The sequence below is a fragment of the Granulicella cerasi genome (genome assembly GCF_025685575.1).
In the GTDB taxonomy this organism is placed as follows: domain Bacteria; phylum Acidobacteriota; class Terriglobia; order Terriglobales; family Acidobacteriaceae; genus Granulicella; species Granulicella cerasi.
Window position 1 is genome coordinate 421,486 of record NZ_JAGSYD010000003.1, and the last position, 25,418, is coordinate 446,903.

16 protein-coding genes are annotated in these 25,418 nt (G+C 60.0%); 1 reads left to right on the forward strand and 15 read right to left on the reverse strand.

The window, feature by feature from the left end:
* Position 1: 1 nt before the first annotated feature.
* From pstA to OHL11_RS11470, 15 genes are all read right to left on the reverse strand, one after another.
* Entirely contained in the window at positions 2-877 is an 876-nt protein-coding gene (pstA, locus tag OHL11_RS11400) for a phosphate ABC transporter permease PstA (protein ID WP_263371627.1), read from the reverse strand.
* A gap of 2 nt (positions 878-879) precedes the next feature.
* Positions 880-1,848, reverse strand: a complete 969-nt coding sequence (gene pstC / locus OHL11_RS11405) for a phosphate ABC transporter permease subunit PstC (protein WP_263371628.1) — start codon at positions 1,846-1,848, stop codon at positions 880-882.
* A gap of 230 nt (positions 1,849-2,078) precedes the next feature.
* On the reverse strand, positions 2,079-3,092 hold the full coding sequence (gene pstS / locus OHL11_RS11410) for a phosphate ABC transporter substrate-binding protein PstS (protein WP_263371629.1): 1,014 nt from the start codon (positions 3,090-3,092) through the stop codon (positions 2,079-2,081).
* A gap of 111 nt (positions 3,093-3,203) precedes the next feature.
* On the reverse strand, positions 3,204-5,015 hold the full coding sequence (locus tag OHL11_RS11415) for a hypothetical protein (protein ID WP_263371630.1): 1,812 nt from the start codon (positions 5,013-5,015) through the stop codon (positions 3,204-3,206).
* A gap of 229 nt (positions 5,016-5,244) precedes the next feature.
* Positions 5,245-6,603, reverse strand: coding sequence for a sensor histidine kinase (locus OHL11_RS11420; RefSeq protein WP_263371631.1), 1,359 nt, complete (start codon positions 6,601-6,603; stop codon positions 5,245-5,247).
* A gap of 11 nt (positions 6,604-6,614) precedes the next feature.
* Positions 6,615-7,313, reverse strand: a complete 699-nt coding sequence (locus tag OHL11_RS11425; RefSeq protein WP_263371632.1) for a winged helix-turn-helix domain-containing protein — start codon at positions 7,311-7,313, stop codon at positions 6,615-6,617.
* Between the two features lie 201 nt (positions 7,314-7,514).
* Positions 7,515-11,477 carry a TonB-dependent receptor gene (locus OHL11_RS11430; RefSeq protein ID WP_263371633.1) on the reverse strand — a complete coding sequence of 1,321 codons (3,963 nt, stop codon included), beginning with the start codon at positions 11,475-11,477 and terminating at the stop codon, positions 7,515-7,517.
* 230 nt (positions 11,478-11,707) lie between these two features.
* A complete protein-coding gene (gene pyrB / locus OHL11_RS11435; RefSeq protein ID WP_263371634.1) occupies positions 11,708-12,640 on the reverse strand; it encodes an aspartate carbamoyltransferase in 933 nt (310 codons plus the stop codon).
* Positions 12,633-13,871: an amidohydrolase family protein gene (locus OHL11_RS11440; RefSeq protein ID WP_263371635.1), complete on the reverse strand. Its 1,239-nt coding sequence runs from the start codon at positions 13,869-13,871 to the stop codon at positions 12,633-12,635. Before OHL11_RS11440 ends, pyrB begins: the two co-directional genes overlap by 8 nt.
* Positions 13,861-14,667 carry an orotidine-5'-phosphate decarboxylase gene (gene pyrF, locus OHL11_RS11445; protein WP_263371636.1) on the reverse strand — a complete coding sequence of 269 codons (807 nt, stop codon included), beginning with the start codon at positions 14,665-14,667 and terminating at the stop codon, positions 13,861-13,863. Before pyrF ends, OHL11_RS11440 begins: the two co-directional genes overlap by 11 nt.
* On the reverse strand, positions 14,664-15,290 hold the full coding sequence (pyrE, locus tag OHL11_RS11450; protein WP_263371637.1) for an orotate phosphoribosyltransferase: 627 nt from the start codon (positions 15,288-15,290) through the stop codon (positions 14,664-14,666). The genes pyrF and pyrE overlap by 4 nt, the downstream gene beginning before the upstream one ends.
* Positions 15,287-16,366: a beta/alpha barrel domain-containing protein gene (locus OHL11_RS11455; RefSeq protein WP_263371638.1), complete on the reverse strand. Its 1,080-nt coding sequence runs from the start codon at positions 16,364-16,366 to the stop codon at positions 15,287-15,289. Before OHL11_RS11455 ends, pyrE begins: the two co-directional genes overlap by 4 nt.
* A 24-nt stretch (positions 16,367-16,390) precedes the next feature.
* A complete protein-coding gene (locus OHL11_RS11460; RefSeq protein WP_263371639.1) occupies positions 16,391-17,275 on the reverse strand; it encodes a type I phosphomannose isomerase catalytic subunit in 885 nt (294 codons plus the stop codon).
* A 50-nt stretch (positions 17,276-17,325) separates the two neighbouring features.
* Complete coding sequence (locus OHL11_RS11465; protein ID WP_263371640.1) at positions 17,326-19,209, reverse strand: alpha-amylase family glycosyl hydrolase; 1,884 nt, start codon at positions 19,207-19,209, stop codon at positions 17,326-17,328.
* Positions 19,210-19,303: 94 nt separating this feature from the next.
* Complete coding sequence (locus tag OHL11_RS11470) at positions 19,304-22,834, reverse strand: TonB-dependent receptor (RefSeq protein WP_263371641.1); 3,531 nt, start codon at positions 22,832-22,834, stop codon at positions 19,304-19,306.
* Between the two features lie 277 nt (positions 22,835-23,111).
* Between OHL11_RS11470 and OHL11_RS11475 the strand changes: the two genes are divergently transcribed.
* On the forward strand, positions 23,112-25,343 hold the full coding sequence (locus OHL11_RS11475) for a winged helix-turn-helix domain-containing protein (protein WP_263371642.1): 2,232 nt from the start codon (positions 23,112-23,114) through the stop codon (positions 25,341-25,343).
* Positions 25,344-25,418: the final 75 nt, after the last annotated feature.

Consider the following 25,418-nt stretch of genomic DNA (forward strand, 5'->3'; position numbering starts at 1 on the left):
GTTAGTGCCCTCCCTTGAGTTGGCCGCGCGAGGTGACGTAACGCACGAGGCCAACAGAAACCATGATCAACGTAATCAGTACGAGCGAACCGGCCCACGCCAGGCGATGCCAATCGTCATACGGGCTCATCGCGTACGAGAAAATCTGCAGCGGCAGCGCGGCCATCGGCTGGTTGAGTCCTGAGGGCCAGAACTGCGAGCCGAACGCCGTGAACAGCAGCGGTGCGGTCTCGCCGGCGACGCGCGCAAACGCCAACATGCAGCCGGTGATGATGCCCGGAGCCGCAGTACGCAGCGAGATCGACATGACCATGCGCCAGCGCGGTACGCCCAGACCGTACGCGGCCTCGCGCAGCGCATACGGCACCGTGCGCAGCATCTCTTCGGTGGTGCGCGTCACCGTTGGGACCATCATGATCGCCAGCGTGATGCCCGCCGCGAACGCCGAGAAGTGTTTCTGGTGCACGACGATCAGCGAGTAGCCGGCGATGCCCATCACGATGGACGGTACACCGTTCAGCACGTCTGCGACGAAGCGGATCACCGTCCCCAGCGTCTTCCCTGCGCTGAACTCCGCAAGGTACACGCCACCGGCGATACCCACAGGAATACCCAGCAGGCTTGCGAGGAGAAGGATGATGCACGAACCCATGATGGAGTTCGCCATACCGCCACCGGTCTCGCCGACGGGCTTCGGAATGTGTGTGAAGAAGGCGACGTTGAGTGAGCTCGCGCCCTTGTAGATCAGGTACACAAGGATCGCGATGAGTGGTACCAGCACGACGATCGTGCCCAGCACGGAGATGCCGGTGACCATCGCGTTCTCGAACGCGCGGCGGTTGACGTTGGCTTTGGAGGCGCGTAGCTGGTTGGCCATCGTTATTGCCCCTGCACGGCATGGCCGCGCGTCACGGCCCACACCAGCAGCCGCGCAATCGTATTCACCACAATCGTCACCAGGAAGAGCGCCAGACCAATCTCAATCAACGCCGACAGATAGAGATCGCCCGTGGCCTCCGTAAATTCATTCGCAATCACGCTGGCCAGCGTATAGCCCGGCGCGAACAGACTGCGAGAGATGTCAGCGTGGTTGCCGATCACCATCGTCACGGCCATCGTCTCGCCCAGCGCGCGGCCGAAGCCCAGGATGATGCCGCCAACGATGCCGACGCGCGCATTGCGCAGCACCGCGATGCGAATCATCTCCCAACGAGTGGCACCGAGCGCCAGCACGCCTTCCTTCTGGCTCACAGGAACCGCCGACATGACTTCGCGGGTAATCGACGAGATCACAGGCAGGATCATGATCGAAAGCACGATGCTGGCGGTCAGCAGACCTTCGCCGAAGTTCGAGCCGCTGAACAGACCCGTCCAGCCAAAGAGCTTGACCAGCAGCGGCCCAAGCTTGTCGCGCATCAGCGGAACGAGCACAAAGACCGCCCACAGGCCGTAGACCACCGAAGGGATGGCAGCCAGCAACTCGGTCGTAAACGCCACCGGTCCACGCAGCGGGCCGGGGCAGATTTCCATGATGAAGATCGCCACGCAGAGCGCCAGAGGCACCGCGATGAGCAGCGCGAGGATCGAGGTGACCAGCGTGCCGTAGATGAATGGCAACGCGCCGAAATCGCCTGCGACCGGGTCCCACGCCGAGCGCAGGAAGAACTTGAAGCCGAACTCGTGCAGAGAAAGCTTCGACTGCTGCACCAGCATAACGACGATCAGCGCAACGATGGCAAGGATGCTGAGACCGCAGGCCAGCATGAGGCCGCGGAAGACGCTGTCCCCCACCTTGCCGCTGCTGCGCGCTCGCAGGAACTCGCGAACCGCCGCAGGAGCACGACCCACCGTCGTGCGACTCTCTTCTCTGGTGCTAATTTCGGCCATCGGCAAAAGGTACGTCCCCTAGAGATACCACTTCAACGTAGCAAAGGTATGTGAAGAGACTAGCTGCAAACTGTGAACGGACTGTGAACATCGCGCAAGATTTCGAAGTTCAACGACTTACCTGTCATGGAAAACGAAATCGCCCCGCAGCGGCAAGCGTTGCAGGGCGATTCATTACAGTACGGTGAAACCTACTTGAGGTAGTTGATCGCGCCGGAAACCTTCATCGCCACCGATGCGGGGAGCGGAGCGTACGACAGGGCCGCAGCTTCCGATTCGCCATGAGCAAGCATCCACTTCAGGAACTCCTTGAGGATCTCGCCCTTCTTCGCGTCCGACGACTGCAGAGGGATCAGCAGCCAGGTGAACGATGAGATCGGGTAGGACTCTGCACCCGGAGCGTTGGTGATCGAGACGCGGAAGTCATTCGGCATCGACTTCGCAGCACCCGCAGCCGCAGCGCTCACCGTCGCCGGCGAAGCCTTCACGAACTTGCCTGCGGGGTTCTTCACCACGCCGAAGTTCATGTTGTTCTGCACCGCGTAGATCAGTTCAACGTAGCCGAACGAGTACGGGCTGTTGCGCACCATGCCGGCAACGCCTTCGTTGCCCTTCTGGCCGATGCCCACCTGCCAGTGAACCGAGGTGTTCTTGCCAACCTTCGAGGCGAAGTCAGGCGAAGTCTTCGAGAGGAAGTCGGTAAAGATGTAGGTCGTGCCCGATCCGTCCGAACGATACACCGGCAGGATCTGGTGGTCGGGGAGGTTCACGCCGGGGTTGATCGCCTTGATGCGGCCATCGTTCCAGTTGGTGATCTTGCCGAGGTAGATGTCCGCGATGATGTCGCCCGAGAACTTCAGCTCAGCCGATACACCCGGGATGTTGTACGTCGGAACCACAGCACCGAGCACGGTCGGAATGTGGAAGAGCTTGACCTTCGCTTCCGACATCTGCTGGTCCGACATCGGACCGTCGGTTGCACCGAAGTCCACGATGCCCTGCGAAGCCTGACGGATGCCAGCGCCCGAGCCCACAGCCTGATAGTTGATCTGCACGCCGGGGTGCGACGCCGCGTACTCAGCAAACCACTTGGAATAGATCGGATTCGGGAAGGTAGCGCCTGCGCCGTTCAAATTCTGCGCCGCTGCGCTTACGCTCAAAACTGTGGTCATCGCTGCGACCACGCCCAACATTTTCAGCTTCATGCAACTCTCCTTGTTGACTCTCTCGGACTGCCAGGACTACCACCCAGCTGCAATGAGCATGCTAGTGCTCGCTCATTGCAGCTCGATGAATTTTGATGCATTTACGGCTGTTTACGGAATGTAGTAGCGCATTCCAACGTGGATCATGTTGTCCAGCGCGCGGGGGCCGGTCGGTGCATTCGGAACCGTGGTGCCAGCCACCGAACCCGACCAAAGGTTACGCTGAATGTACTGGTACGTCATCGAGTACTGCAGGCGGCCGATCTTCGGGCTGTCGACGATGCGATAGGTCCAACCGATCATGCCCTCCTGGATGTAGCGCGTGAGGCCAGCGCAGTTGGTCGCCGTATCCGTTGCGGCGTTTCCGCCCACTGCGGCAACCGCATAGCAGCCTGCGTTGTTGGCCGACGTCGCGCCGTAACCGAAGATGTTCGAGCCAATCTGGTACTGCGTGCGCTGGTTGTACTCACCGCCGTAGTAGGTGAAGACATCGAGCTTCTTGGTGGGGTGCGTTTCGAGCGAGAAGAGACCGCTGTAGTGGCGGATCGGCTCAAGCGTACCGTCGTTCTTCACGGTTACGTCCGAGAGAGTCGCCGAGCTGTAGCGAGCTACGCCCTGTCCAGCAAGGCCCTGCACTGCGAGCGTCACAAACTTGCCCGGGGTCACACGCACGCTGGCGAAAGCGCCGCCGCCGGTCTTCGTGTCCTTGAGCTGCTTGGTCGTGTCGTAGGTGTAGGTCGAGCTGTTGCCGCTCGTCAGAGGGTTGTACGTCGTGCGGAAGAAGCGAGCGAGGCCGCCGACTTCGATGTGCGCATGCGGATAATCCAACGTACCCTTCACGAGAACGTCAGGTGCGACGTTGTTCGAGTAGCTCGCGGTCGCGTTGTACAAACCGCCACCCACGCCAGCACCCTGGAAGAGATAGCCAGCCGGAGCCGTACCGTTCACACCAGCGCTGAGGGTCTGCGCCTGCTCGACCGCGATCGCTGCAGTGAAGAGACCGGTCTTGATGTCACCGAACTGCTGCTGCAGACGAACACCAGGCTGACGCGTCCAGTTGAAGCCCACCATGTACTGAGGATCGATCGTGTTCGGCAGCTTCTCCGTCGCGTTGTTCGTGCTCAGGCCCGTCTCCGTGATGAGCGACCACATCTGGCCACCGGTGATGGCGAAGCGGCTTGCCGTTTCAGCCTTGCCCCAGAACTGACGCTGACGCAGCGTGTAGGAGTTCGACTGGTTGTCATTCGAGGTCGTACCCGACGAGAGGAAGTCGGCTTCGAAGTAGCCCGAGAGCTTGAAGTTGCCCGCGTCGCCCGTGACAAGAGCGCCGATGCGGCTCTGGCGACCCGAGAAGTTCAACTCGCTCGTGTGGCCTTCGTTCGCACCCGGCAACGGAATCGTGTTGAACGGCGTGTTGATGTCCGAGTTCACCGAACGCTGACGCCACACACCTTCAAACGCGAAGAAGCCTACCGGCTTGATCGTCACGCCCTTGTAGTGCAGCGCGAGAGGGCTCTCGAGCTCCTGGCGCATCTGCGCCTGGTTCGCAACCACCGTCTCCTGCAGGCCCTGGTCGGTGGCCTTCATGTCGGTGACGGTCTGCTGGAGCGTGTTCACCTGCTGCTGCTGCGAGCTTGCGGCTGCCTGCGCTTCGCTGGCCTTCGCGGCTGCATCGGCGGCTGCCTGCTGCGCGCTGGTGGTGTTCTGCGTCGCGGTGCTGAGCTGCTGATCACGATCAGCAAGCTGGCCCTTCATCGTGTCCAGCTCCTGCTGTTGGCGACGCAGCTGCTCCTGCAACTGCTCGATCTGCGCTGCGGTTGTCGTCTTCGCAGGCTTCTTCTTCGGATGCTTCGGCTGGCTGGTCTGGGCCACCGCAGCGCTCGTCAGCACAAGTGCCGCGGCCACCTTCACAAGTTGCTTCATGGTCGTCCTCTCAATTTCGGATCTCGTCGCAGGTGTTGCTGTCGTTGACACAGAAGTTTCCTGGGAACTGCGTCTGCTTTGTACTGGATCCGTTGAGAGCATAGTTACAGGAGACTTTGAACGGCCTGCGAACAACGCATGAACAATCAGCTAACGCGTGATTACAAAACGATGAACGCCCGCAGAAACTTCTGCGGGCGTTCATGAATTAAGAAGACTTTGCGGATTGTTACGGTGCAGAGAATGAAGCCGCCAGCGGCAGCGTGAAGATAAACGTCGAGCCTGCGCCGAGGTCGCTCTCCACCCAGATCTTGCCGTTGTGTTCTTCGATGATGTGCTTCGCAATCGCAAGACCAAGGCCCGTTCCGCCAGTCTCACGCGATCGCGCTTTGTCCACGCGATAGAAGCGCTCGAAGATGCGCTGCAGATGCTCGCTTCCTATGCCGATGCCGTGATCGCGCACCGCGAATCGCACCATGTCGCCATCCTGCGTTGCGGAAACTTCCACCGCCGCAGGATCGCCATTACGAGTGCGCCCGTACCGCGTCGCGTTTTCGATCAGGTTCGAAAGCACCTGCACGATCTGGTCCGAGGAGGCCATCACCATCTGCTTGCTGAGTTCGCCTGTAGACAGCTTCGCGCCAGAGTCCACCACCAGACCACGCACCGAAGCGATAGCGTCCTGCACGATTCTGTCCGCCGCCAGCGGCACAGGGTTGGCGGCATCTTCCCTGTTTTCGACGCGCGCCAGTGCCAGCAGATCTTCGGTGAGGCGCGTCATGCGCGAAGCGTTCTTCAGAATGATGTCGAGGAAGCTGCGCGCCATCGGACTGAGCGACTCTTCATGATCGATCAGCGTTTCAACATATCCGCTGATCGAGGTGAGCGGCGTGCGCAGCTCATGCGAAACATTCGCGATGAACTCACGCTGCGTACGCTCGGCACGCTCGATCGGCGTAGCATCGCGCATCACGATCACCGCACCACCGCCGGAGATCGGTGCCGCAGTGACATCATGGATGTGACCGGGCAACAGCCCCGAGGTGCGACGCTCGGCCAGCACAGCATCGTCGAGCGCCACGCGCATGCAGAGCAGCACTTCAGGATCGCGGACCGCGTTCACCAGCGGCTTCCCGCTGCCGACTGCGCCATTCAGCGCTTGTCGTATCGGCTGGTTGGCCCACAGGATGTAGCCGCCGATATCGACCGCAACGACCCAGTCGCGCATGGAGTCCAGCATCGTCGCCAGCTTCGTGCGTTCCTCATCCAACAGGTTGACCGCGCGCTCCTGCTTCAAACGCACGGACTCCATCGAGTGAGCAATGTCTGGAAGTTGTGCGGCGAGTTCGCGATGTTCTACCGAACCTTCAGCCGGAAACGTACGCAGCGCGTGAGCGACAAGATCGAGCTCATGCTTGCGCTGTTTCACCAGCGCCGTAGCGACGCCGAACATGAAGAAGACCCACACGGCGAAGAACACGCCAGGTCCCCATGCAGGAGAGTGCGGTAGTTGATCAGCAAGCCCCGCGCCCGCAATGGACGCGGCCGCTGCTAACAAGAAAATGCGTACAGCCCATGAAATTCGCATAGGCCCTCTGCCTAGTTAGCCTTCGGCAGTTCAAAGCGATAACCCGCGCCGCGCATGGTCTTCAAGTAGCGCGGATTTTCCGGATCAGCTTCCACCTTCTCACGCACGCGGCGAACGTACACGTCCACCGAACGCGGCGTCACAAAGCGTGCATCGCCCCACACAGCATCGAGAAGCTGATCGCGGCTGAAGACACGGCCCGGATGGCGCGCAAGGTAATCCAGCAAGCGGAACTCCGTTGCGGTCGTCGCCTGCAGCTCACCGTTGACGCGCAACTGCATCGCAGCCTGATCAATCTCAATGGCATCGAACTGCAGCACGCTCGGCGACGTTGGACGCTCAAAGCGGCGCAGCACAGCCTTCACGCGCGCCAGCAACTCGCGCGTTCCAAACGGCTTGGTAATGTAGTCATCCGCACCCATCTCCAAACCGAGCACGCGGTCGTTCTCGCTTGCGCGCGCCGTCAGGAAAATGATGGGAACGCCAGCCAGCTTTGCGTTCGACCGCAAGCGGCGGCAGAGGTCCAGGCCATCGCCACCCGGCACCATAATGTCCAGCAGGAACAACGAAGGCGGCTCGCGTTCAGCGTCGGCAGCAACCTGCCCAGGCGTCGAATACGCCTTTACCGTGTAGCCAGCAGATTCAAGCTGGTACTGCACCAGTCGTTGAATATCGATCTCGTCCTCGAGCACTACAACCGTATGACTCACGCAATCGTCCTCGCACTTCAACTAGCGGAAGTATCGCACCGGCCGTTCGTGAACAATATTGCATTCGAGTGAAAATCCGCGCAAACGCAAAGAAAGCAAAAGCCGTTCACGATTTCGTAACAATCCCGCTGCAACAGGATTGGTGCATGAAAAAGCGGCCCCCACAAGGGAGGCCGCGCACCGCGAATGAGCCGATCGCGGCTAAAAATTAAGAGCCAGCGACATCTGAATCTGTCGCGGACTGCCGATGGTGTGTGTCGTCGTACCCACACCGTCGGCACAGTTGTAGAAGTAGTTGTTTGTGTTCGAAGCTGCCGTTGCACGGCCAGCCGCCGTAGAACAGGTCGCAGCGCTAGGAGCCACGTCCATCGCGTAGCTTCCCGCAGCGCCGGGGAACGAGTTATAGTTTGCGTTTTGATAAACCTGATTGCCCGGAATATCAAAGCTCGCCGAGTTCGTCAGGTTGTAAACATCGAGGCTGTAACGTAGCGAGTAGTGGTCCGTCAGCGACGTCTGCTTCACCAGCGAAGCATCCGCGCGCTTCTGGAACGACTGCCGGAAGATGTTGCGCTGCCCCTTGGTGAAGTTCGTTTCATACGGATCGCTCGCCGGAATCGCTCCGCCCATGGCACCCGGTGCAAGCGTCTGCACAACGAAGCATCCCGGCTTCAACGCTTCATCGCCGAATGCGCCGGAAAGGCCGGTCTTCGCGTTCTTCGGTGTGCAGCCAGGCGCCAGCGGCACTACGGCGTTGATGATGCCGTCGTTCGTCGAGTAGTACATGCTGCCCACCGCACCGGTGTAGTCGATGACGCTGTACGGCTGCCCACTCTCCAACACCGTCAGCCCCACCAGCGACCACCCGCTTGTCAGCTTGCCCTTCAGATCGCTCGTGCCGAACATCGACGGCAGATCAAAGCGGTAGTTGAAGTTGAGCACGTGCGTGCGATCGAAGTCTGAGGTCGCATACGAGTCACGCAGATTGTCTGGATTGTTCCCGTTGAAGAACAAACCCATGCCGCTATGCTCATCAAGAGCATGAGACCACGTATACGACACGCCCACCTGCAGGCCGTGCGTCAGGCGCTTGTCCACGCGCGCCTGCAGCGCGTTGTAGCTGTCGATGCCCACCGTGCGATAGGACACCGACTCTGCCGCGTAGCCCACATACGGCACGCGATGGTTTACGTTGCCGCCTTCGTAGTCAGCGAGGTACGCCGAGCCATCGGGCAGCGTCGCGCCGCTCACCGTGTAGCCGTAGGTGTAGTGCTGGCCGTTGACCGGCGATGAAGGTGAAGCGATCTTCGGCTGGTTCAGCGGAATCGGAATGACCTGATGGCGACCAACGTTGCCGACATAGCCAAGCTCAACGGCTACGTCGTTGCGTGGCTGCCACTGCAGATTCAGCGTGTAGTTGAAGGTGTACGGTAGCGTGTTGCGACGGTCGTACACACCGAGCGAGATCGGCTGACCTTCATGGATCGCATCACTTGCGTACGGGTTCTCGATCGAGTAGAGGTTTGGCAGATACTTCGCGAGGTCCGAAGCCTTCGGGTTCTGCGGAGCGGCCTGCTGCACGTTCGTGTACGGATGCGCGAGATTGCCCGTCGACGCGTTCGCATACTCCGGCGCGCCGTAAGGATCGTTCGCCGCATTGCCGCCGCATGTTGGGATGTAGCCGTTGTAGAGCGTGTTGTTGCGGCACTGCTGGTTGTTCACAAACGGTAGTTGCTGGTTCACGCCGAACGGACCACCGGTGACCGTACCGATCGCATACCCCGGCGAGAAGTAGCTGTAGAGCTCGCCACGATCGAAGTACATGCCGAAGCCCGAGCGCACGACCACCTTGTTACGAAACACCGCAGGCTGCCACGCCGCGCCCAGCCGCGGAGCGATGCCCCACTGGCGCCCGGTGAGCGTTGTCGGGCTCACACCAGCCGTGCCGTTCGTGTTGTTGCCCGCGATGATGAGGCCAGTGCCCGTGATCGTATCGCTCGTCTGGTCGTAGCCATAACGCGACGGATCAAAGTTAAACAGGCGACCGTACTTCTCCGTCAGACCGCCGCTCCAGTCATAACGAATTCCTGCGGTGAGCACGAACGTCGGCGTTACCTGGTACTTGTCCTGGAGGAACAGACCAAGCTGGTTCGCGCGATAGTAGCGCGACGCATCGCCTTGCAGAAACGACGAAACGAAAAACTGCGTCGCCGCGCCGCCGGGCGTTACAAAGCCTTGCGCAAATGCGCTGAGGTCATCAGTGGCGACCGTTCCCTTGCCCGTGCGGTTGTCGATCGTGTTGAGTTGCGTGTAGCTGTACTCGCTGCCGAAGTTCACCGTGTGCTTGCCCAGCAACCAGCTCGCGCTCGCCGTGGGGTTCACGCGGTTCTGATAGATGCCGAGCAGCGAGCCCTGCCCCGCCGCGTTCGGCCCGATGTTAAGAATGCTCGCCGCGGTGATGCCGTTGTTGGACGCTGCATTGCCAAGCACGCCGACGATCGAGACTCCCGGGAAGTAGTTCGAGCCAAAGGTATCGATCGACGCTGTTGCGCCGCCCACTGTCGGAATCGAAGAAGGTCCAAACGGCTGCTCGTTGTCCGTGTACATGCGCTCGCGCAGCCAGCCTACCGAGACCTGCGTGCTGAGATTCGGCTTCACCAGATACGTGTTCGTGACCGAAGCAAGCTGCGCCCCCGACTCAAGATGCTGCGTGAAGCCGGGCACATCAGAGAACGCATAAGGCGCGCGTGTGGGATCGTTCTGATAGAAGAACTTGAACGCCACAGTGTCCTTCGCCGTCGCATTCCAATCAACGTCTGCCACCGCAGTGTCCGCGTTGAAGCGCGCCGTTCCCGGCAGGAAAGCGTTGTACGGATGCCCCACGCTGATCGCGCCGGTCGTCTGGTTCGGGACCAGCCACTTGCCACTCTCGCCAGCCACCGACGGCACGTTGAACAGTGCCAGAGCCGTCGAGTCGATATTGCTCGCTGCAAGGCCTGTGCCGAATTGAGCGTTCACGAGGTTCGCAAAGCTGCCCGCATCGCGCGTCGTATCGCTCAGGCCATACGGCACCTGCAGGAATGACGCGCCAAGCTGCCCGTCCGATACGTGCAAATGCTGAAAGCCGACGAAGCCAAAGAGCTTGTTCTTCACGATCGGTCCGCCGAGCGTTCCACCAAGCACCCAGCGATGCAACTGCGGCTTGCGATACGCCTCGTCGATCGCAGGATCGTTCTTGAAGAAGAACGGCGCAGCGTTCAGCCAATCCGTCATGCGACGCCCATAGGCGCGGCCGTGAAACTGGTTTGTGCCGGACGCCGTCAACGCGTCAATATGCGCGCCGCTCGTGCTGCCCTGCTGCGCGTCATACATCGACGCGTTCACGCGCACCTCGGTGAGGAACTCCGGCGCTGGCGTGGGCAGAGAGTTGCCGATCGACAGATACACCGATGCGGTCGTCTGCACCACACCACCGCCACCGGAAAGATTGATCACGCCGGTCGAGCTCGTGAGGCGCGTGGAGTTCTGCGCGCTCGTACTCTTGCCATTAAAGAGCGTCGATGCATCCACGCCGTTGATCGTGAAGCTGTTCGACGTATCGCGCTGACCGTTCGCCCAGATCGGCATGTTGCCAAGGCCATCGCTCGCCCCTGAACCACTCGGCAGCTCCGAGTTCACGCCCGGCGTCAACACAGCCATCCCCGTGAACGAGCCCGTCGGCTGCGGAATATTCGCAATCTGCTCGCGGTCGAGCACGTATCCGTTCGTAGTATCCGTCGCGTTGAGCAGCGGGTTCGCATCCACCTGCACAGCCGTCGAGACCTCGCCCAGACTGAGGTTTGCGGGCAGCGTAATGGTGCGGTTCGACTGCACTTCAACGCTTGCGATACGAAGCGTCGCAAAACCCTCGCGCTTCACCGTAACGGCGTAGCGACCGATCGGCAGATCGGGCAGCGTGTATGCGCCCGCAGCGCTCGTCATCGCCGAACGCGTCAACTGCGTTCCCTGCGCTACAGCCTTCACCTCAGCGCCAGCCACCACTGCGCCACTTTGGTCCGTCACTGTGCCGACGATGGCACCTGTTGTTTGCTGAGCAGCAAGAGAGCTCGCGCAGACACACGTCGACGCTACGAGCGAATACGCGAAACCGCGCATGAAAAACGACACCGAATTCCTCCATCCTGAGAACGGATTTGGCTCTCAGCGCGCTGGCGTGTCCTCCGTTACTTGCGGGGTCGCTCGTCGTGCTAAGTCGTGAAACCAGGTCCGTCTGCTCGCCGAAGCGCATGCAGCTGCCACTCTGCTTCACAGGCCGTTGCGGTGCTGCCCCACCGCACGTCCGTTGTCCTTGGTGTCTCTAGGGTATCGAAGTATCCGGGAAAATCAAAGCTTTCCTGTTACTCGAGCAGATAAGCCAGCAGCGCCATACGCACGTACAGACCGTTCTTCGCCTGCTTGAAGTACGCCGCACGCAAATTGCGATCAACACCGGCCGGAAGCTCTTCCAGCCGCGGCAATGCATGAAGAATGATCGCTTCCTCCTTGAGCTGATCGGCAATCTCTTCGGTCAACACATACACCGACTTCACCGCTTCATATTCTTCTACCGAAGCAAACCGCTCCTGCTGCACGCGCGTCATGTAGACGACGTCCGCCTCGCCCAACGTAGTCACGCTGAACTCTTCGGTCTCATGCAGCACCACTCCACGCTCCTGCAACTCCGCGCAGATCTCCTGCGGCAAGCGCAGCGACGGCGGCGCAATCAACGTCACATGTAAGCCAGGAAACAAGCTCAAAAGCGGCAGCAACGAGTGCACCGTGCGGCCGTTCTTCAGGTCGCCCACCACGGCAACACGCAGCCCATGCAGACGATGAAGCTCCTTGCGAATCGTGTACGTATCCAGCAGCGCCTGCGTCGGATGCTCGCCCGCACCGTCGCCTGCGTTGATCACCGGCACAGGCGAGTTGCTCGCCGCCTCCCGCACAGCGCCTTTCTGGAAGTGACGCATCACGATCACGTCCGCATAGCCGCCGATGATGCGAGCCGTATCCGAGATCGACTCTCCCTTGGCCGATGACGAGTTATCGACCGCATTCTCCGCCGTCAACACGCCACCGCCGAGGCGCTGCATTGCGGCTTCAAACGAGAAGCGCGTGCGCGTTGAAGGCTCATAGAACATCGAAGCCATGATGCGCCCGCTCAGCCGCATACGCTGCTTGCGTTCCACCTCGTCGCGCTCGAACTCCCACGCGGTTTCGAAGAGGTCCTGCAACAACACCACGTCCATCAACTGCTTGACGCTCAACACATGCTGAAGCTTCTCAGCCATTCGCAAACACCTTTCCGCGCAGCACCGTCGCGCGCACGCTGCCGGGGAACGTGAATCCCTCAAACGGGCTCCACGCACACTTCGTCTTCACACTCTCGCGCGTCACCGCGTAAGGCGTCTTCAAATCAAGCACCGTCAGCGAACCCGTGTACCCCGGCGCAAGCTGACCAAATCCCTCGCCCAATTCCTTCGGCAGAAACTCGCGCACAAAGCGCCCGGGGTTCGATGCAAACACACGGCAGATCGTCTGCGCATCGTAGTTGTGTTCGGCCATCAACCACGTCGCAAACGCACCAAGCGTATCGAGGTGCGGCACACCGCTGTGGCCCACCAGCTTCTCTTCATGCGTGTGCGGCGCATGGTCCGTCGCCACGTAATCGATGTCGCCACGACGCAGCGCTTCAATCATCGCAAGCCGATCTTCCGGCGCACGCAGCGGAGGATTCATCTGCAGCCAAATGTGGTTCTCCGGCGTGATGTGCGAGATATCGAAGAAGAGATGATGCGGCGTAACCTCAGCCGTCACGCGCACACCGCGCTGCTTCGCCGCAAGAATCATCGGCAGCCCATCGCGCGTGGAGTAATGGCAAAGCTTGCCTTGCAACTCGTACTGCTCAATCAATCGCAACGCCAACGCCGTTGCCGAAACCTCCGCCTTCGCCGGCCGACGCTCTTCATGCGTCGGCTCGTTGCGATGCTCGTCCATGATGATTGGGTCTTCGCAATGGAAACTCACGTTCTTGCCGCGATAGCGCGCAATCGCCTGCTCAAGCTCCTCCGCATTCGTGAAGAAGAGATCGCCTACCGAAGGCCCCATGAACGCCTTATACGGCACATGCCGCGTGAGCGGTTGCGTCGTCGGGCCGATGCCCGCATAGAGCGTCACATGCACATCGCTCTTCCGCGTCAGCTCGCGCTTCTGCTCCCAAAGCTCATCATTCACCGGCGCGATCACGTTGTTCGGCATGTCCGCGACCTGCACCACTCCACCGTGTACCGCAGCTGCAGACGCCGTCGTGAAGTCTTCCTTGTACATCTGCTTGCCGCTCGCATCTTCGCGCGCGTGGATGTGAATATCGCCGAAGCCCGGGAAGATCAAGCACCCCGTCGTGTCGATATCGCTCTCGCCGCGCATTTCTTCTACTGCCGTGATGAGGCCCGTCGCATCATCGATGACGACCGCGCCCTGCCAAACCCTCTCTTCCGAAACCAGCGTGCCTTCAACGCGCATGCGTCACCTTCCGAGCTTCTTCAATCTCTTCGTACACAGACGTTGCGGCAGCATGCGGATCTTGCGCAAAGATGATGCCGCGCGAACTCGCGATCATCAGCCCACCACCGCGCGCATCCAGCCCTGCATCGACAACAGCCTTCACATCGCCACCCTGCGCGCCGATGCCCGGCACCAGCAGCGGCAACTCCGGCGCGACTGCGCGGATCGCACGCATCTCATCCGGCCACGTCGCGCCCACAACCAACGCACAGTTGCCGCGCGTGTTCCACGTCTCCGCCACCTGCCGCGCCATGTGCTTCCACAGCGGATCACCGTTCACCACCAGGTCCTGCAACTCGCCGGCTCCGGGGTTCGACGTGCGGCAGAGCACGATCGACAACTTGTCTTCGCGATCGAGAAAAGGCGAAAGCGCCTCGCTGCCGAGATACGGATGCAGCGTGATCGCATCGAAGCCCATCGCATCAAAGACCGACTCGACATATCCGCGGTTCGTGTTGCCAATGTCCGCACGCTTCGCATCGCAGATCGTCACCGCATCCGGCGCCACCGCGCGCAGATACTCCACCGTCTGCTCCATCTCACGCACGCCCTGCGCGCCACGAGCCTCATAGAACGCCGCGTTCAGCTTGTACGATCCCGCATACTCGCGCGTCGCATCGATCACATATCGGTTGAACGCCAACTGCGGCTCTGCCTGCGCGCGAAAACTCTCCGGCAAGGCCGCCAAATCAGGATCAAGTCCTACGCACAGCAACGATCCATTGCGCTCATACTTCGCCAGCACAGGGTTCATGCGCGCGCACTCCACGCACGCGGATTTTGCAGCCACTCCGTCACCGCAGCCGCGTCTTCCGCGTTCACGCGGTGTGCAGCTTTCGCCTCTTCCAGCACTTCCGCAAAGTTCGTCAGTGCATGCAGCTTCACGCCCGCCTCGCGGAACTTCTCTTCCGCTTCTGCGAAGCCATAGCTGATGATCGCGAAGCAATCGCTGCACTCCGCGCCTTCGGCACGCAGCATCTCGATCGCGGCCTGCGAACTCATGCCTGTCGTCACAAGGTCTTCGACGAGCACGACACGCTTGCCTGCAACGTCGCCGCCTTCAACCAGCTTCTTCGTACCATGGTCCTTCGCCTGCTTACGCACAAAGACACTCGGCTTACTCGTCGCAAAGCCCAACGCAGCCGAGTGCGGAATGCCCGCAGCCTCGACGCCCGCGATGACATCGCAAGCGATGCCCTCGCTGACGATCACCTTCGCGAAGCCTTCAATCACCAGCTTCCACTGCGCGGGCCAATAGGGAAAGCGGCGGTTGTCGCAGTACACCGGCGACACGATCCCGCTCTTGAAAGTGATCGGCGACTGCGCGCAGAAACCCGCCGCGCCAATCTCCAGAATTGCCTGAGCGATCTCTCTCACGCGCGGGCCTCCTCATTTTCATTCCAAATTTCTTCGGCCAGCGCAGGGTTCCACATCGCGCCCGTCGCCGACATCACCGCGTCTGCACCGGCTGCGCGATACGCCGCGTAGTCCTCCGCAACCGTCACACCACCGACGCCGCAGATCTCATAGCTCAGCCCAAGCTCGTCACGCAGACGCGCCAGCTTCTGCACCATCTCAAGACCAGCCCAGCGAATCGACGCACCGCACACGCCGCTCATCAGGCGACCTTCGCCCGGCAATGCTTGCTCACCATCGGCCTTGCGAACCTCAGCCGAGATCGTGTTGATCGACGAGATCGCCGACACATACGGCCCGATGTTGCGGATCAACTCACGCAGCTTCGTATCGTCCTTGAAGTACGCCACCTTGATCAGCAGGGGCGTTGCGCCAAGCTCTTCACGAATCGCCTCCACCACCACGCGCGAACGCTCGGTGTCGAAGCACAGCAGGTTCGCCGTGCCTTCATTCGGGCAACTGAAGTTGACTTCAACGGCCTTCACGCCAGTCTCGAGCATCAATCGCGCGCCGCGGCGGAAGTCTTCGATGTACTCCGTAACGCCACCACCGCGCTCGGGCAGCGTGCCCTGGTAGCTGCCGATCACGAGTTGTCCCGGCTTCGCGTAGCGCACGCAATCAGCCAGGTCCGGCTGCCACACGTCGGGCGGCATGGACGGCACACCGAACGAGTTCGTAATCGACAGCGGCTGCGTGTACTCCTCGCCCGCCGTCAGCTTCACGCCACCTGCAGGCAGGTCGCCCTCCACATGCACCGGCAACACGTTCGGCCATGGATGGCTCTTGTACGCATGTGTTCGAACAGTCTTGTAAACAGGAAGGTCAAAACCCGTGTCCAGCGCGGCTTTTACATACTTGCCGTTCACCAGCGGCCCGGCAGGAATACCGAACGGCTGCCAGACCTTCTCGCCAACAAAAGAAAAGCGCGGCTCGCCCGCGCGTTTCAAAACAGCTGGTTGTTGGAATTCTCCAAAGGGTCCGCGCTCGTAGTTTTCTTCATACGACAGCAGCGGGTTATACATTGGTTCGTCTAGCATCCACCACCCTTTACAAGCCTACCACTAGGGTGCGAGGACGCGCATCACCTTGCCGCCGCTGTGCGCGAGTACCGCATACGACGCGCCTGCCGGCAACACTACAGCCTTGCCCTTCGGCAGATGCATCTGCACATCGCCTTCTTGAGAACGAAGCGAGGCTCCCTCATCCAGCGCCACAAGGATCTGCAGCTTGTCCGAAAACTCCAGCTTCGTCTCACCATGCGTGTCGAGCTTAAGTTCGTCCACCGCGAAGTATTCGCACTCCACCAAACGCGTATACGTCGGGTGCTCGACCGGCTTCGTGAGTCCGGCCTCCGTGCCGGTCTTCGACACAGCCAAACCAGCCTCGAGATGTAGCTCTCGCGGACGCCCATAGTCGTACAGGCGATAGGTCACGTCGCTGTACTGCTGCGTTTCCAGCACCACCATACCGGGCCCAATCGCATGGATCGTACCCGCGTCGACAAACACCAGGTCACCCGCTTTCACCGGCACCATCTGCAGCTTGTCTTCCGCGCGACCCTCGGCAATGGCCGCCCGCAGGTCTTCGACACGCACACCCGGCTTCAGCCCCAACGCGACCTCTGCGCCCGCATCGGCCTGCATCACATACCAGCACTCCGTCTTGCCACGCGCTTCGTTGATTCGTTGTGCCTCCGCATCGTTCGGATGCACCTGCACCGAAAGCTTCTCCTTCGGCAGCAGCACCTTCATCAATAGCGGAAACTCCGGCATCAGCTCGCCTAGAGTCGTGCCCGCGGACTCCCCCTCAGCAATCGTGCATTCAAGCGCGGTGAGCCACACTTCGCCAATCGGCTTACCCGGTTCAGGTTGCGGATAGGGCGCGGGCAGCTCGCTCGCACCCCAAATCCGCTCCTTGAAAATCGGCTCCAAAACGAATGGCATCATGTTCGATAGACTCCCCGCGCGCAAATTGAAATCACAGAAAGCCTACTACGTCATTCGCAGGGAATCAGTAGCACTTCGTCGGCAGCCAGCGAGAGTTCCATGTCATCCTGCTGCGCACCCACGATCTTCGCGTAGCTCGCAGCATTCCCCATCAGCGGCTTGCCCAGCTTGCAACCCATCATCCAGGTGGAATCAATCGGCACAGTGCGCTTTTCCGCTGCACCACGGTGCAGCACTACCAGCATCTTCGCTGCGCCCTTGGCAGTGCCGCACGCGTCCGGGTTGGCCGCACGCGCGGTATCGCGGAAGTACACCAGCGTGTTGTCGTCGGACTCAAGAATCTGCTCCGCACCGCACGCCAACGCAGGCTCGCTCGTGTGCAGATGCGCTAGTTCGCTTGTAAACGCAAACATGCGCTGCTGCTCTTCGTTACGACCCTTCGCGGTGAATGCCGTCGCCGTGCTCGCAGGAAAGCCACCGGGAAAATCACGACGATTGTCCGGATCATCCTTGCCGCGCATCGCGATTTCGTCGCCCGAATAGAGCTGCGGCATACCGCGCGTGGTGAAGACATACGCCTGCGCCAAACGCATCGCCGCTTCACTCGGAGCCTCTTCGCGGAAGCGCGACGTGTCGTGGTTGCCAATGAACATCGGCAGCCGCTCCGGGTGCGGAAAGAGATTGTCGTAAGACAACACATCATTCAGCTTGCCCATCGGCTTGCCCTTTAGAAACACCTCGCGCACAGCAAAGTACGTCGGAAAATCAAACGGCGTATCCAGGCCGGTATCTGGTCCCACACGCGTAACGCCGCCAGCATACGAAGACGTGAATACCGGATCTGCCGAAAACGTCTCACCCACCGTAGTCAGGTGCGGAAAAATCTCACGCAATGTTGCATGGAAGTCATGCCAGAACGAACGCTCCACGTAGGGATACGTGTCGATGCGCAAACCATCCGCACTGGTCTTCTCCACCCACCAGATAGCGTTCTGTCGCAGGTACTGTGCCACTGCTGGGCTCGTCGTATTCAAGTCCGGCAACGCATTGGCGAACCACCCTTGCAGCGTCGCGCGCCTTTCACGTTCGCTGGCGTGAGGATTGATGAGCGCAGTGAAGTCGCTCTCCGCTTCCTCATGGTCCGCCTTCGTGCCGTGGAACCAGTCCGGCGCCGGAGGATCATTCAACCACGGATTCGCCGGCCCGACGTGGTTCGGCACCGTGTCCAGCACATACTTCATGTGGTGCTGATGCAGGGTCGCTACCAGGATCTGCAGGTCTTCCAGCGAGCCATAGTGCTCGTCCACGCGATACATGTCCGTCGCGCCATAGCCGTGATAGCTCATCGGACCATGGTTCTCATACACAGGCGTCGTCCACACCGTGGTCACGCCGAGCTTCTGCAAGTAATCAATATGCTGTTGCACGCCGCGCAGATCGCCGCCATGCCACCCACGCGACTTTGCGAGCTCTGCCTTCGCGTCCGCCGATGACACATCCGCATTTGCGTGCTCGCCATCGTTCTTCAGGTCACCGTCTGCAAATCGATCGGTCATGATGAGGTACATCACATCGTTCGAGTGGAATCCCGCAAAGCCCGCCGAGTCCGGCTTCTTCTCATCAAAGCGATACGACTTCTCTGCCTTGCCGCTGGCTCCGCTGGCGGTGATCGCCACCGTCTCTGGATGCGTGGGCGAAGTGCTCAACCACAGTTGAGCATAGTGACCATTCGCGCTCGGCACCACGCGCTCAATCCGCAGAGCCGGGTCGCTCAGCGTGAACTGCGCCTGCGCCAGCCCCTCGCCGTACACCAGCAACATCGGCTTCGGCATACTCGCCCACCAGTTCGGAGGATCGACCTTGTCAATCTTCACCTGCGCCTGCGCGCCCACAAAAGCAAACCCCACCAACGCCGCACTGAGCCAACGAAACATTGCTACAACTCCTGAAAACGATCTCTTACCCTTTGAAGAAAAAGCGGCACGACGGAAACCCGTCGTGCCGCTGTTGTTGAGGATGCGTTGTGAGTTAGAAGCTCAGACGGAAGCCAAGCTCCACTTCGCGCTGCGACTCGTAGCGGATACCGCTGATCGTGCCGAAGCCACCGACATTGTTGACTGAAGAGACCACATAGTTCGCGCCAGAAGTCGCTCCATCATGAATGGTCGCGTCCGGGTTGCTGAACTGCGGGTGGTTGAACAGGTTGAACGCCTGCGCACGGAACTCCGCATTCACGCGCTGCGTGATGTGGAAGCCTTTGAACGCCGACAGGTCGAGATCGTTGTACCCCGGACCGTAGTACTTGTTGCGCGAGATGTTACCCACACGAGCGTATCCACCAGCAGCCGATGTCGGCGGCGTCGTGAACGTTCCGGTGAAGTACACCAGGTTGGTGGTGGCAGAGCTCGAACCGCCGAGGCGATGACGAGCCGCCGGCTGATACGAGAGCACATCAGGACGATTGTCCGAGAGGTTATTGGCTCCAGAGGTCGAGAAGTCAAACGGAGATCCGCTCTGCAGGGTGTACAGCGGGTTGACCTGCCATCCGCCGATAATCTCGTCGATGTACCAGGGAACGTTCGCACCGAACTTCTGGCCGCGGCCGAAAGGCAGTTTGTACGTTGCGCTGGCAACGAAAGAGTGACGGATGTCCTGCTCCGAGTTTCCGTAATTGTCGCGGAAGTCAGGCTGACCATTCGAGTTGATTTGAATACGACCCGAGCCGTTGCCCGAACCATTGGAGTTGTCCAGAGTATGCGACCACGTGTAGGCGCCGGTCAGCGTCAGACCGTTCGGCATGTTACGCGTTACACCCATCTGCAGACCGCTGTAGTTGGACGACCCGCAAGCACAAGCCTCGGTGATCGTTCCACGAGTCGGGTAGTAGGCTCCACCGACGGTGCTTGCCTGACCATTACCGCCAAGGTACGGATTGTTCGCGTTGAACCAGGTCATCAGATGCTGCGAGGTGGTGCCCACATACGACGCCGTTACCGACGTGTAGCGGTCAACCGCCTGCTGAACCTGCAGATTGAACTGCTGAATCTGGCTGTTCTGGTTGTTCGGTAGAACAGCGATCACCGTCGCCGTTCCAGGGTTCGCCAGCAGCGCAGCGGAAGGCTGTGCCGACGGCAAGGGAAGTGCCGATTGAGCAGCGCTCGAGTTATTCGTGTTTTGAGCTACCTGGCCCGTCAGCGTCACACGATAGCCCTGTGTTGCCAAGTAGCTATAGGTTCCGTTGTAGCCGGGGTTGTTCGAGAGCTGGTTGCCTACACCACCGCGATCGAGGAAGTAGAAGATGCCGTAGCCACCACGAATTGCGGTCTTGCCGTTGCCGAAAACGTCATAAGCAAATCCGATACGCGGTGCAACATTGTTCTTGTCCGTGTTGACCAGCGAACGGGAGTGCCCGTTCTGGCCAGCTGCGAACAATGTGCCTGACGCGATGTCGTAGTTCGCCTGATTGTTATTCGACTCATACGGTGACGTGTAGATGTCATACCGCACTCCGATGTTCAGCGTCAGGCGCGGAGTGATCTTCCAGTCGTCCTGAACATAGAAGCCATCTTCGATGCTCTTCGTGTAGAAGAAGTTCGATGCCGGCCCGATGACATAGTCCGTGAAGCCCGAGACCAGTTCCGAGGTCTCATAGCCGGTGAAGCGGCCAGTGCCAGGATAGTTGGGTCCGCCAATCTGGAAGAAGCCCTTTCCATCGTTGCCCTGAAAGAAGTCCACTTCACGGTTGATGAAGTTGACACCGAACTTGATGGTGTGGCTCTTGTGGATCCACGTCAGCGAGTCTGCAAACTGCATCGTGTGCTGCGGTACGGTGTAGGGACCGCCATCACCGGTGTATTCGATCTCCGAGGAGCTGCCACCAATCAGAGCGCCGCCACTGGTGAGAGCATTGCGGTTTGCATTGACGATGCCGAGAGCTGACGATACGTTCGTCCCAAAGAAGGGCGGAATGTATCCGTAGATATCCTTGTTGTAACCGAAGCGAAATTCGTTGACCAGATTCGAAGTGAAGACGCGGGTATAACCGAATGCACCGCCGCGAGGACGCGTCACATTGTTACCCGAGCCGTATCCAGCAGGCAGCTTCGAAAATTCACTGTTGATCGGATTGTCGTCCTGCGCATAGCTGAAACGGACAAAGAACGCGTCCTTTGCAGTTGCGTGGTAGTCAATACGAGCGTCGAAGTCGTTATAGTTCAGCAGCGAGCTACGCACGGTGTAGAAATTCTGCAGAACGCCCGCGCGAGTGGGAAGGTCATAGGCGTTGAAATAGTTAATCGCCGCCGTGTTCTGGCGGTTCGCCGGAATGACGTTCGGTGCAGCAACGGTTCCGAACTGGGCGCACGTTGCGGGATCAAAGATCGCACCGTTATCCACGCTGGCATTCAACTGAGCCTGTGTCGTGACTGTAAGACCGTGCACTGTCGTGTACGCGCCGCACCCGGTCAGCGAAGAGGTCGGCAACGTGGTCGTCCCCAATCCGAGGAGTTCGCCGAAATCTCCGGTCCTCATCCTTGCGGTGGGAACCGTGACAAAACCAGCAGACTGAGGAAGCTTCGCGCGCTGCCCCTGATAGTCAGCGAAGAAGAAGAGCTTGTCCTTGAAGATCGGGAATCCGATGCTACCGCCAAAAGTCTTCTTTTGAAACGCAGGCTTCGCGGAAGTCGGCGAGAAGTAGCTGGGGTTCGCATCGAACGCCGCTGAACGGTATAGACCGAAAGCGGAACCGTGAATCTGGTTCGTTCCCGACTTGATCGACGTGTTCACAATCGCACCACCGGCGCGGCCAAATTCTGCCGGAGCGACCGATGTATTGACACGGAACTCCTGCACCGCTTCAGGCGGAGCGAAGAAGATGATCGTGTTCACCAATGCGTCGTTGTTGTCCACGCCGTCGAGCAGGAAGTTGTTCGCCTGCTGGCGGAGGCCGTTCACCGAAAGCGCCGCACCGCCAGAATCCTTATAGCGGAAGGTTTCGACCGAGCCACCCTGGCCCGACGCGCCCGAACCCGGAGCGCCGCGAGTCACGCCCGGCATGAGCGTTGCGAACTGGGTGAAGTTACGACCGTTCACCGGGAGGTCCACTACCTGCTTGCCCTCGATGACGCCACCGGTCGAGGACGTGGAGGTGTCCACCACGGGGGCTGCGTCGGTCACATCAACGGTCGTGGTCGAGCCGCCGGTGACCAGCTTGAAGGAAACCGTCTGAACCTGCTGCACCTGCAGTTCGAACGCCTGCTTCTGCGCCGTGAAGCCGGGCATCTCGATCTGGATCGAGTAATGACCGCGCATCTCTGCCGGGAAGGTGAATTCACCGGCGGAACCGGTGGTGCGCGTTTCCTTGGCGCCCGTCTCAACATTCAGGAGCGTGACGGTCGCGCCCGGGAGCAAAGCACCGGTAGTGTCGGTCGCCGTTCCCACGATGCGGCCCGTGTCGCTCTGCGCGTGCAGGAGTCCGGCTCCCGCAACGCTGAGCGTGGCTGCCAGCGCGAGACGACCAGCGGTCGTCAGCATCCGGCTCTTGGAAAAAAGAGATTGCATTTTGTTGCCTCCAAAATAGGGCTGCAAAGAAGTGCGTCTCCGGTCTCTCGTCCCCTTCATCTAACTGAGGGGTACGGACTGAGTCCTCTCTGCAACGGGAGCAACCTTCCGTGTTCTTGCAAGATCAGCGCAACCCACAGAGGCGCGTTTTTGTTTCAATTTTTCATCAACAGATAAGTCATTTCTTTTCAACTATTTATATGTTGACTTTCTGCGCGCTTCGCCTCCAAAAGGCGAAGTGTTATCGTTGTGGCTGCGGAATTGCCGCCCCTTTGCCATGCCACATTCGCAGGACAACTCGCGACTCAGCTTCGGACTTTTCGAGGTCGACCTCTCCAGTGGAGAGCTGTGGAAGGCGGGTTTTCGCATCAAGCTTCAAAGCCAACCCTTCAAAGTACTGACCTGTTTGCTGGAGCGTCCGGGCCAAGTGGTGACCCGGGAAGAGTTACAGGAACGCCTCTGGGGTAAGGATACGGTCGTTGACTTCGACCATTCGCTTGGCACGGCGGTCAATAAGATCCGCGAAGCACTGGGTGATTCCGCAGACAATCCGCGCTTTGTGGAGACTCTGGCGCGGCGCGGCTATCGTTTCGTGGCGCCGGTGACGCGGATCAACATGCCGGTGCCGGCGATCGCAGAGGAGCCGGTCACAGACTTCACCTTGATCGAGCAAACTCTTTCTCCTCAAGAAGTTAGCCACTCCGTAGCGGGACCGATGGAGACATCCCAAGCGGCTGTGACCGTCCTGGAAGCGCCAGTCGTTGAAGTCGCTCAGGCGCGACAATCCATCGATTTTCTGCCCTGGATCGCCGCAACCTTCGTCGTGGTGCTCGCGCTTTTCAGCGGATATATCGTGGGGCGCGGACATGGGTCTTCAGCGCCTCCGCATATCGTGCAAATCACGCACAGCGGCCACTTAGCACCCCTTGATAAGTCCACGGAGAACTTTTCGGCTGCGGTAACGGACGGGCCGTATTTGTATGCCCCGATGCTGGAAAGTGGTCGTTTTGGGCTCGCTGCGATTGAAATCGCGGGGGGAAACAGCATTCCTTTGCAGATTCCGTCGGATGTTCCCGGGCCTACGCTCGGCGACATCTCCCCGGACGGCTCGCACCTGCTGGTACGCGACCATCTGTCGCCGGATTCCGAGCAGCCACTCTGGATCGTGCCCCCGATCGGTGGCTCCGCGCAGCGGGTTGGAAGCGTCCTGGCCCATGACGCTACGTGGATGCCGGACGGTGTGAACATCCTTTATGCGAACGGGAATGACCTTTACACCGCGCGCATCAACGGCGGCGCGCCGCAGAAGTTCGCTTCCCTGCCCGGCCGGGCCTACTGGATGCGTTGGAGCCCCGGCGGAAAGCTGCTGCGCTTCACGGTCATCGATACGCTGTCGCACACCGTGGGCATCTACGAGCTATCTCAGGCCGACCATACCGCTAAGCGCATTTTGACGGGTTTCTCGCAGCCATCGAGCGAATGCTGCGGCGTTTGGATGGCTGACGGCTCCTCGTACATTTTTCAGAGCAGCCACGGCGGCAGCGAAAACCTCTGGCAACTTGCTGGAAACAATACAACTTCTCCCCGCCAGATTACAGACGGGCCGCTTCAGTTCCAATCGCCGGTAGCCTCGCGGACCGGGCATACTATCTATTTTCAAGGCGTGGATGCCCGCTCGGAGATGCTGCGCGTCTCGGCGTCAGGCGATCTGGTCCCGGAAAGCTCGTTCCTCGCAAATGCTGTACGCGTGGACTACTCGCGCGACGGAAACTGGGTCGCCTGGGTGGACATCAATGGCCTGCTCTGGCGGGCGAGGACGAATGGCAGCGAGCGACTGCAGCTCTCGCCGGACGGCACCTTTGTCTTTATGGCGCGTTGGTCGCCGGATGGGAACCGTCTTGCCCTGATGGCGCGCGAGCCCGGTAAAGCCTGGAAAATCTATGTGATGCCAGCGGCGGGCGGTGAATTCCAGCCGCTGCTGAATGAAGATCGCAACGAGGCAGACCCGACCTGGCTACCGGATGGGAAGACGCTCGTGTTCGGGCGCCTGAATGATCTGCTCGGTAAAGAGAGTGCCGAGCGCGGCCTCTACCTGCTGCACGTGGATACACGTCAGGTTGAGCAACTCCCTGATTCTGCCGGCCTGTTCAGCCCTCGCACCTCGCCGGATGGCCGTTACATCGCGGCGATGACGCTGAATCAAAAAGAGTTGCGTATCTTTGATCTGGGTCAGCGCACCTGGAAGACGTTGGCGACCAACTCCGCAGCCGACCCTTTCTGGGCACCGGACAGCAAGTCGGTTTACGTACATGCATCGCTTGACCCGAGTCAGCCGATCGAACGCATCTCCGTTCCGGATGGCACGATCAAGGTGCTAGTGCGGTTGTCGGACTCGCGTGCGCAGGGCGCGGTCGATTTCATCTTCGGAGGGGTGACTCCCGATGGAATCCCGCTTGTACGCTCCCGGGTCTTCACGGGAAACCTCTTCTCGCTGGACCTCGATAAGTAGATTGGCTGGCCGCAAGTAACTGTCAGCAATACATTTAACTGTTGACAACTAATTGATGCACGAAAGGCGACCGCT

Bases quoted from the DNA above. Each gene is read 5' to 3' on its own strand.
- OHL11_RS11420 (WP_263371631.1), bottom strand. From the start codon at position 6,603: ATGCGAATTTCATGGGCTGTACGCATTTTCTTGTTAGCAGCGGCCGCG.
- OHL11_RS11460 (WP_263371639.1), bottom strand. From the start codon at position 17,275: ATGATGCCATTCGTTTTGGAGCCGATTTTCAAGGAGCGGATTTGGGGT.
- OHL11_RS11475 (WP_263371642.1), top strand. From the start codon at position 23,112: ATGCCACATTCGCAGGACAACTCGCGACTCAGCTTCGGACTTTTCGAG.
- OHL11_RS11465 (WP_263371640.1), bottom strand. From the start codon at position 19,209: ATGTTTCGTTGGCTCAGTGCGGCGTTGGTGGGGTTTGCTTTTGTGGGC.
- pstS (WP_263371629.1), bottom strand. From the start codon at position 3,092: ATGAAGCTGAAAATGTTGGGCGTGGTCGCAGCGATGACCACAGTTTTG.
- OHL11_RS11455 (WP_263371638.1), bottom strand. From the start codon at position 16,366: ATGCTAGACGAACCAATGTATAACCCGCTGCTGTCGTATGAAGAAAAC.
- OHL11_RS11470 (WP_263371641.1), bottom strand. From the start codon at position 22,834: ATGCAATCTCTTTTTTCCAAGAGCCGGATGCTGACGACCGCTGGTCGT.
- pyrF (WP_263371636.1), bottom strand. From the start codon at position 14,667: ATGAACCCTGTGCTGGCGAAGTATGAGCGCAATGGATCGTTGCTGTGC.
- OHL11_RS11440 (WP_263371635.1), bottom strand. From the start codon at position 13,871: ATGCGCGTTGAAGGCACGCTGGTTTCGGAAGAGAGGGTTTGGCAGGGC.
- pyrB (WP_263371634.1), bottom strand. From the start codon at position 12,640: ATGGCTGAGAAGCTTCAGCATGTGTTGAGCGTCAAGCAGTTGATGGAC.
- OHL11_RS11415 (WP_263371630.1), bottom strand. From the start codon at position 5,015: ATGAAGCAACTTGTGAAGGTGGCCGCGGCACTTGTGCTGACGAGCGCT.
- pstA (WP_263371627.1), bottom strand. From the start codon at position 877: ATGGCCAACCAGCTACGCGCCTCCAAAGCCAACGTCAACCGCCGCGCG.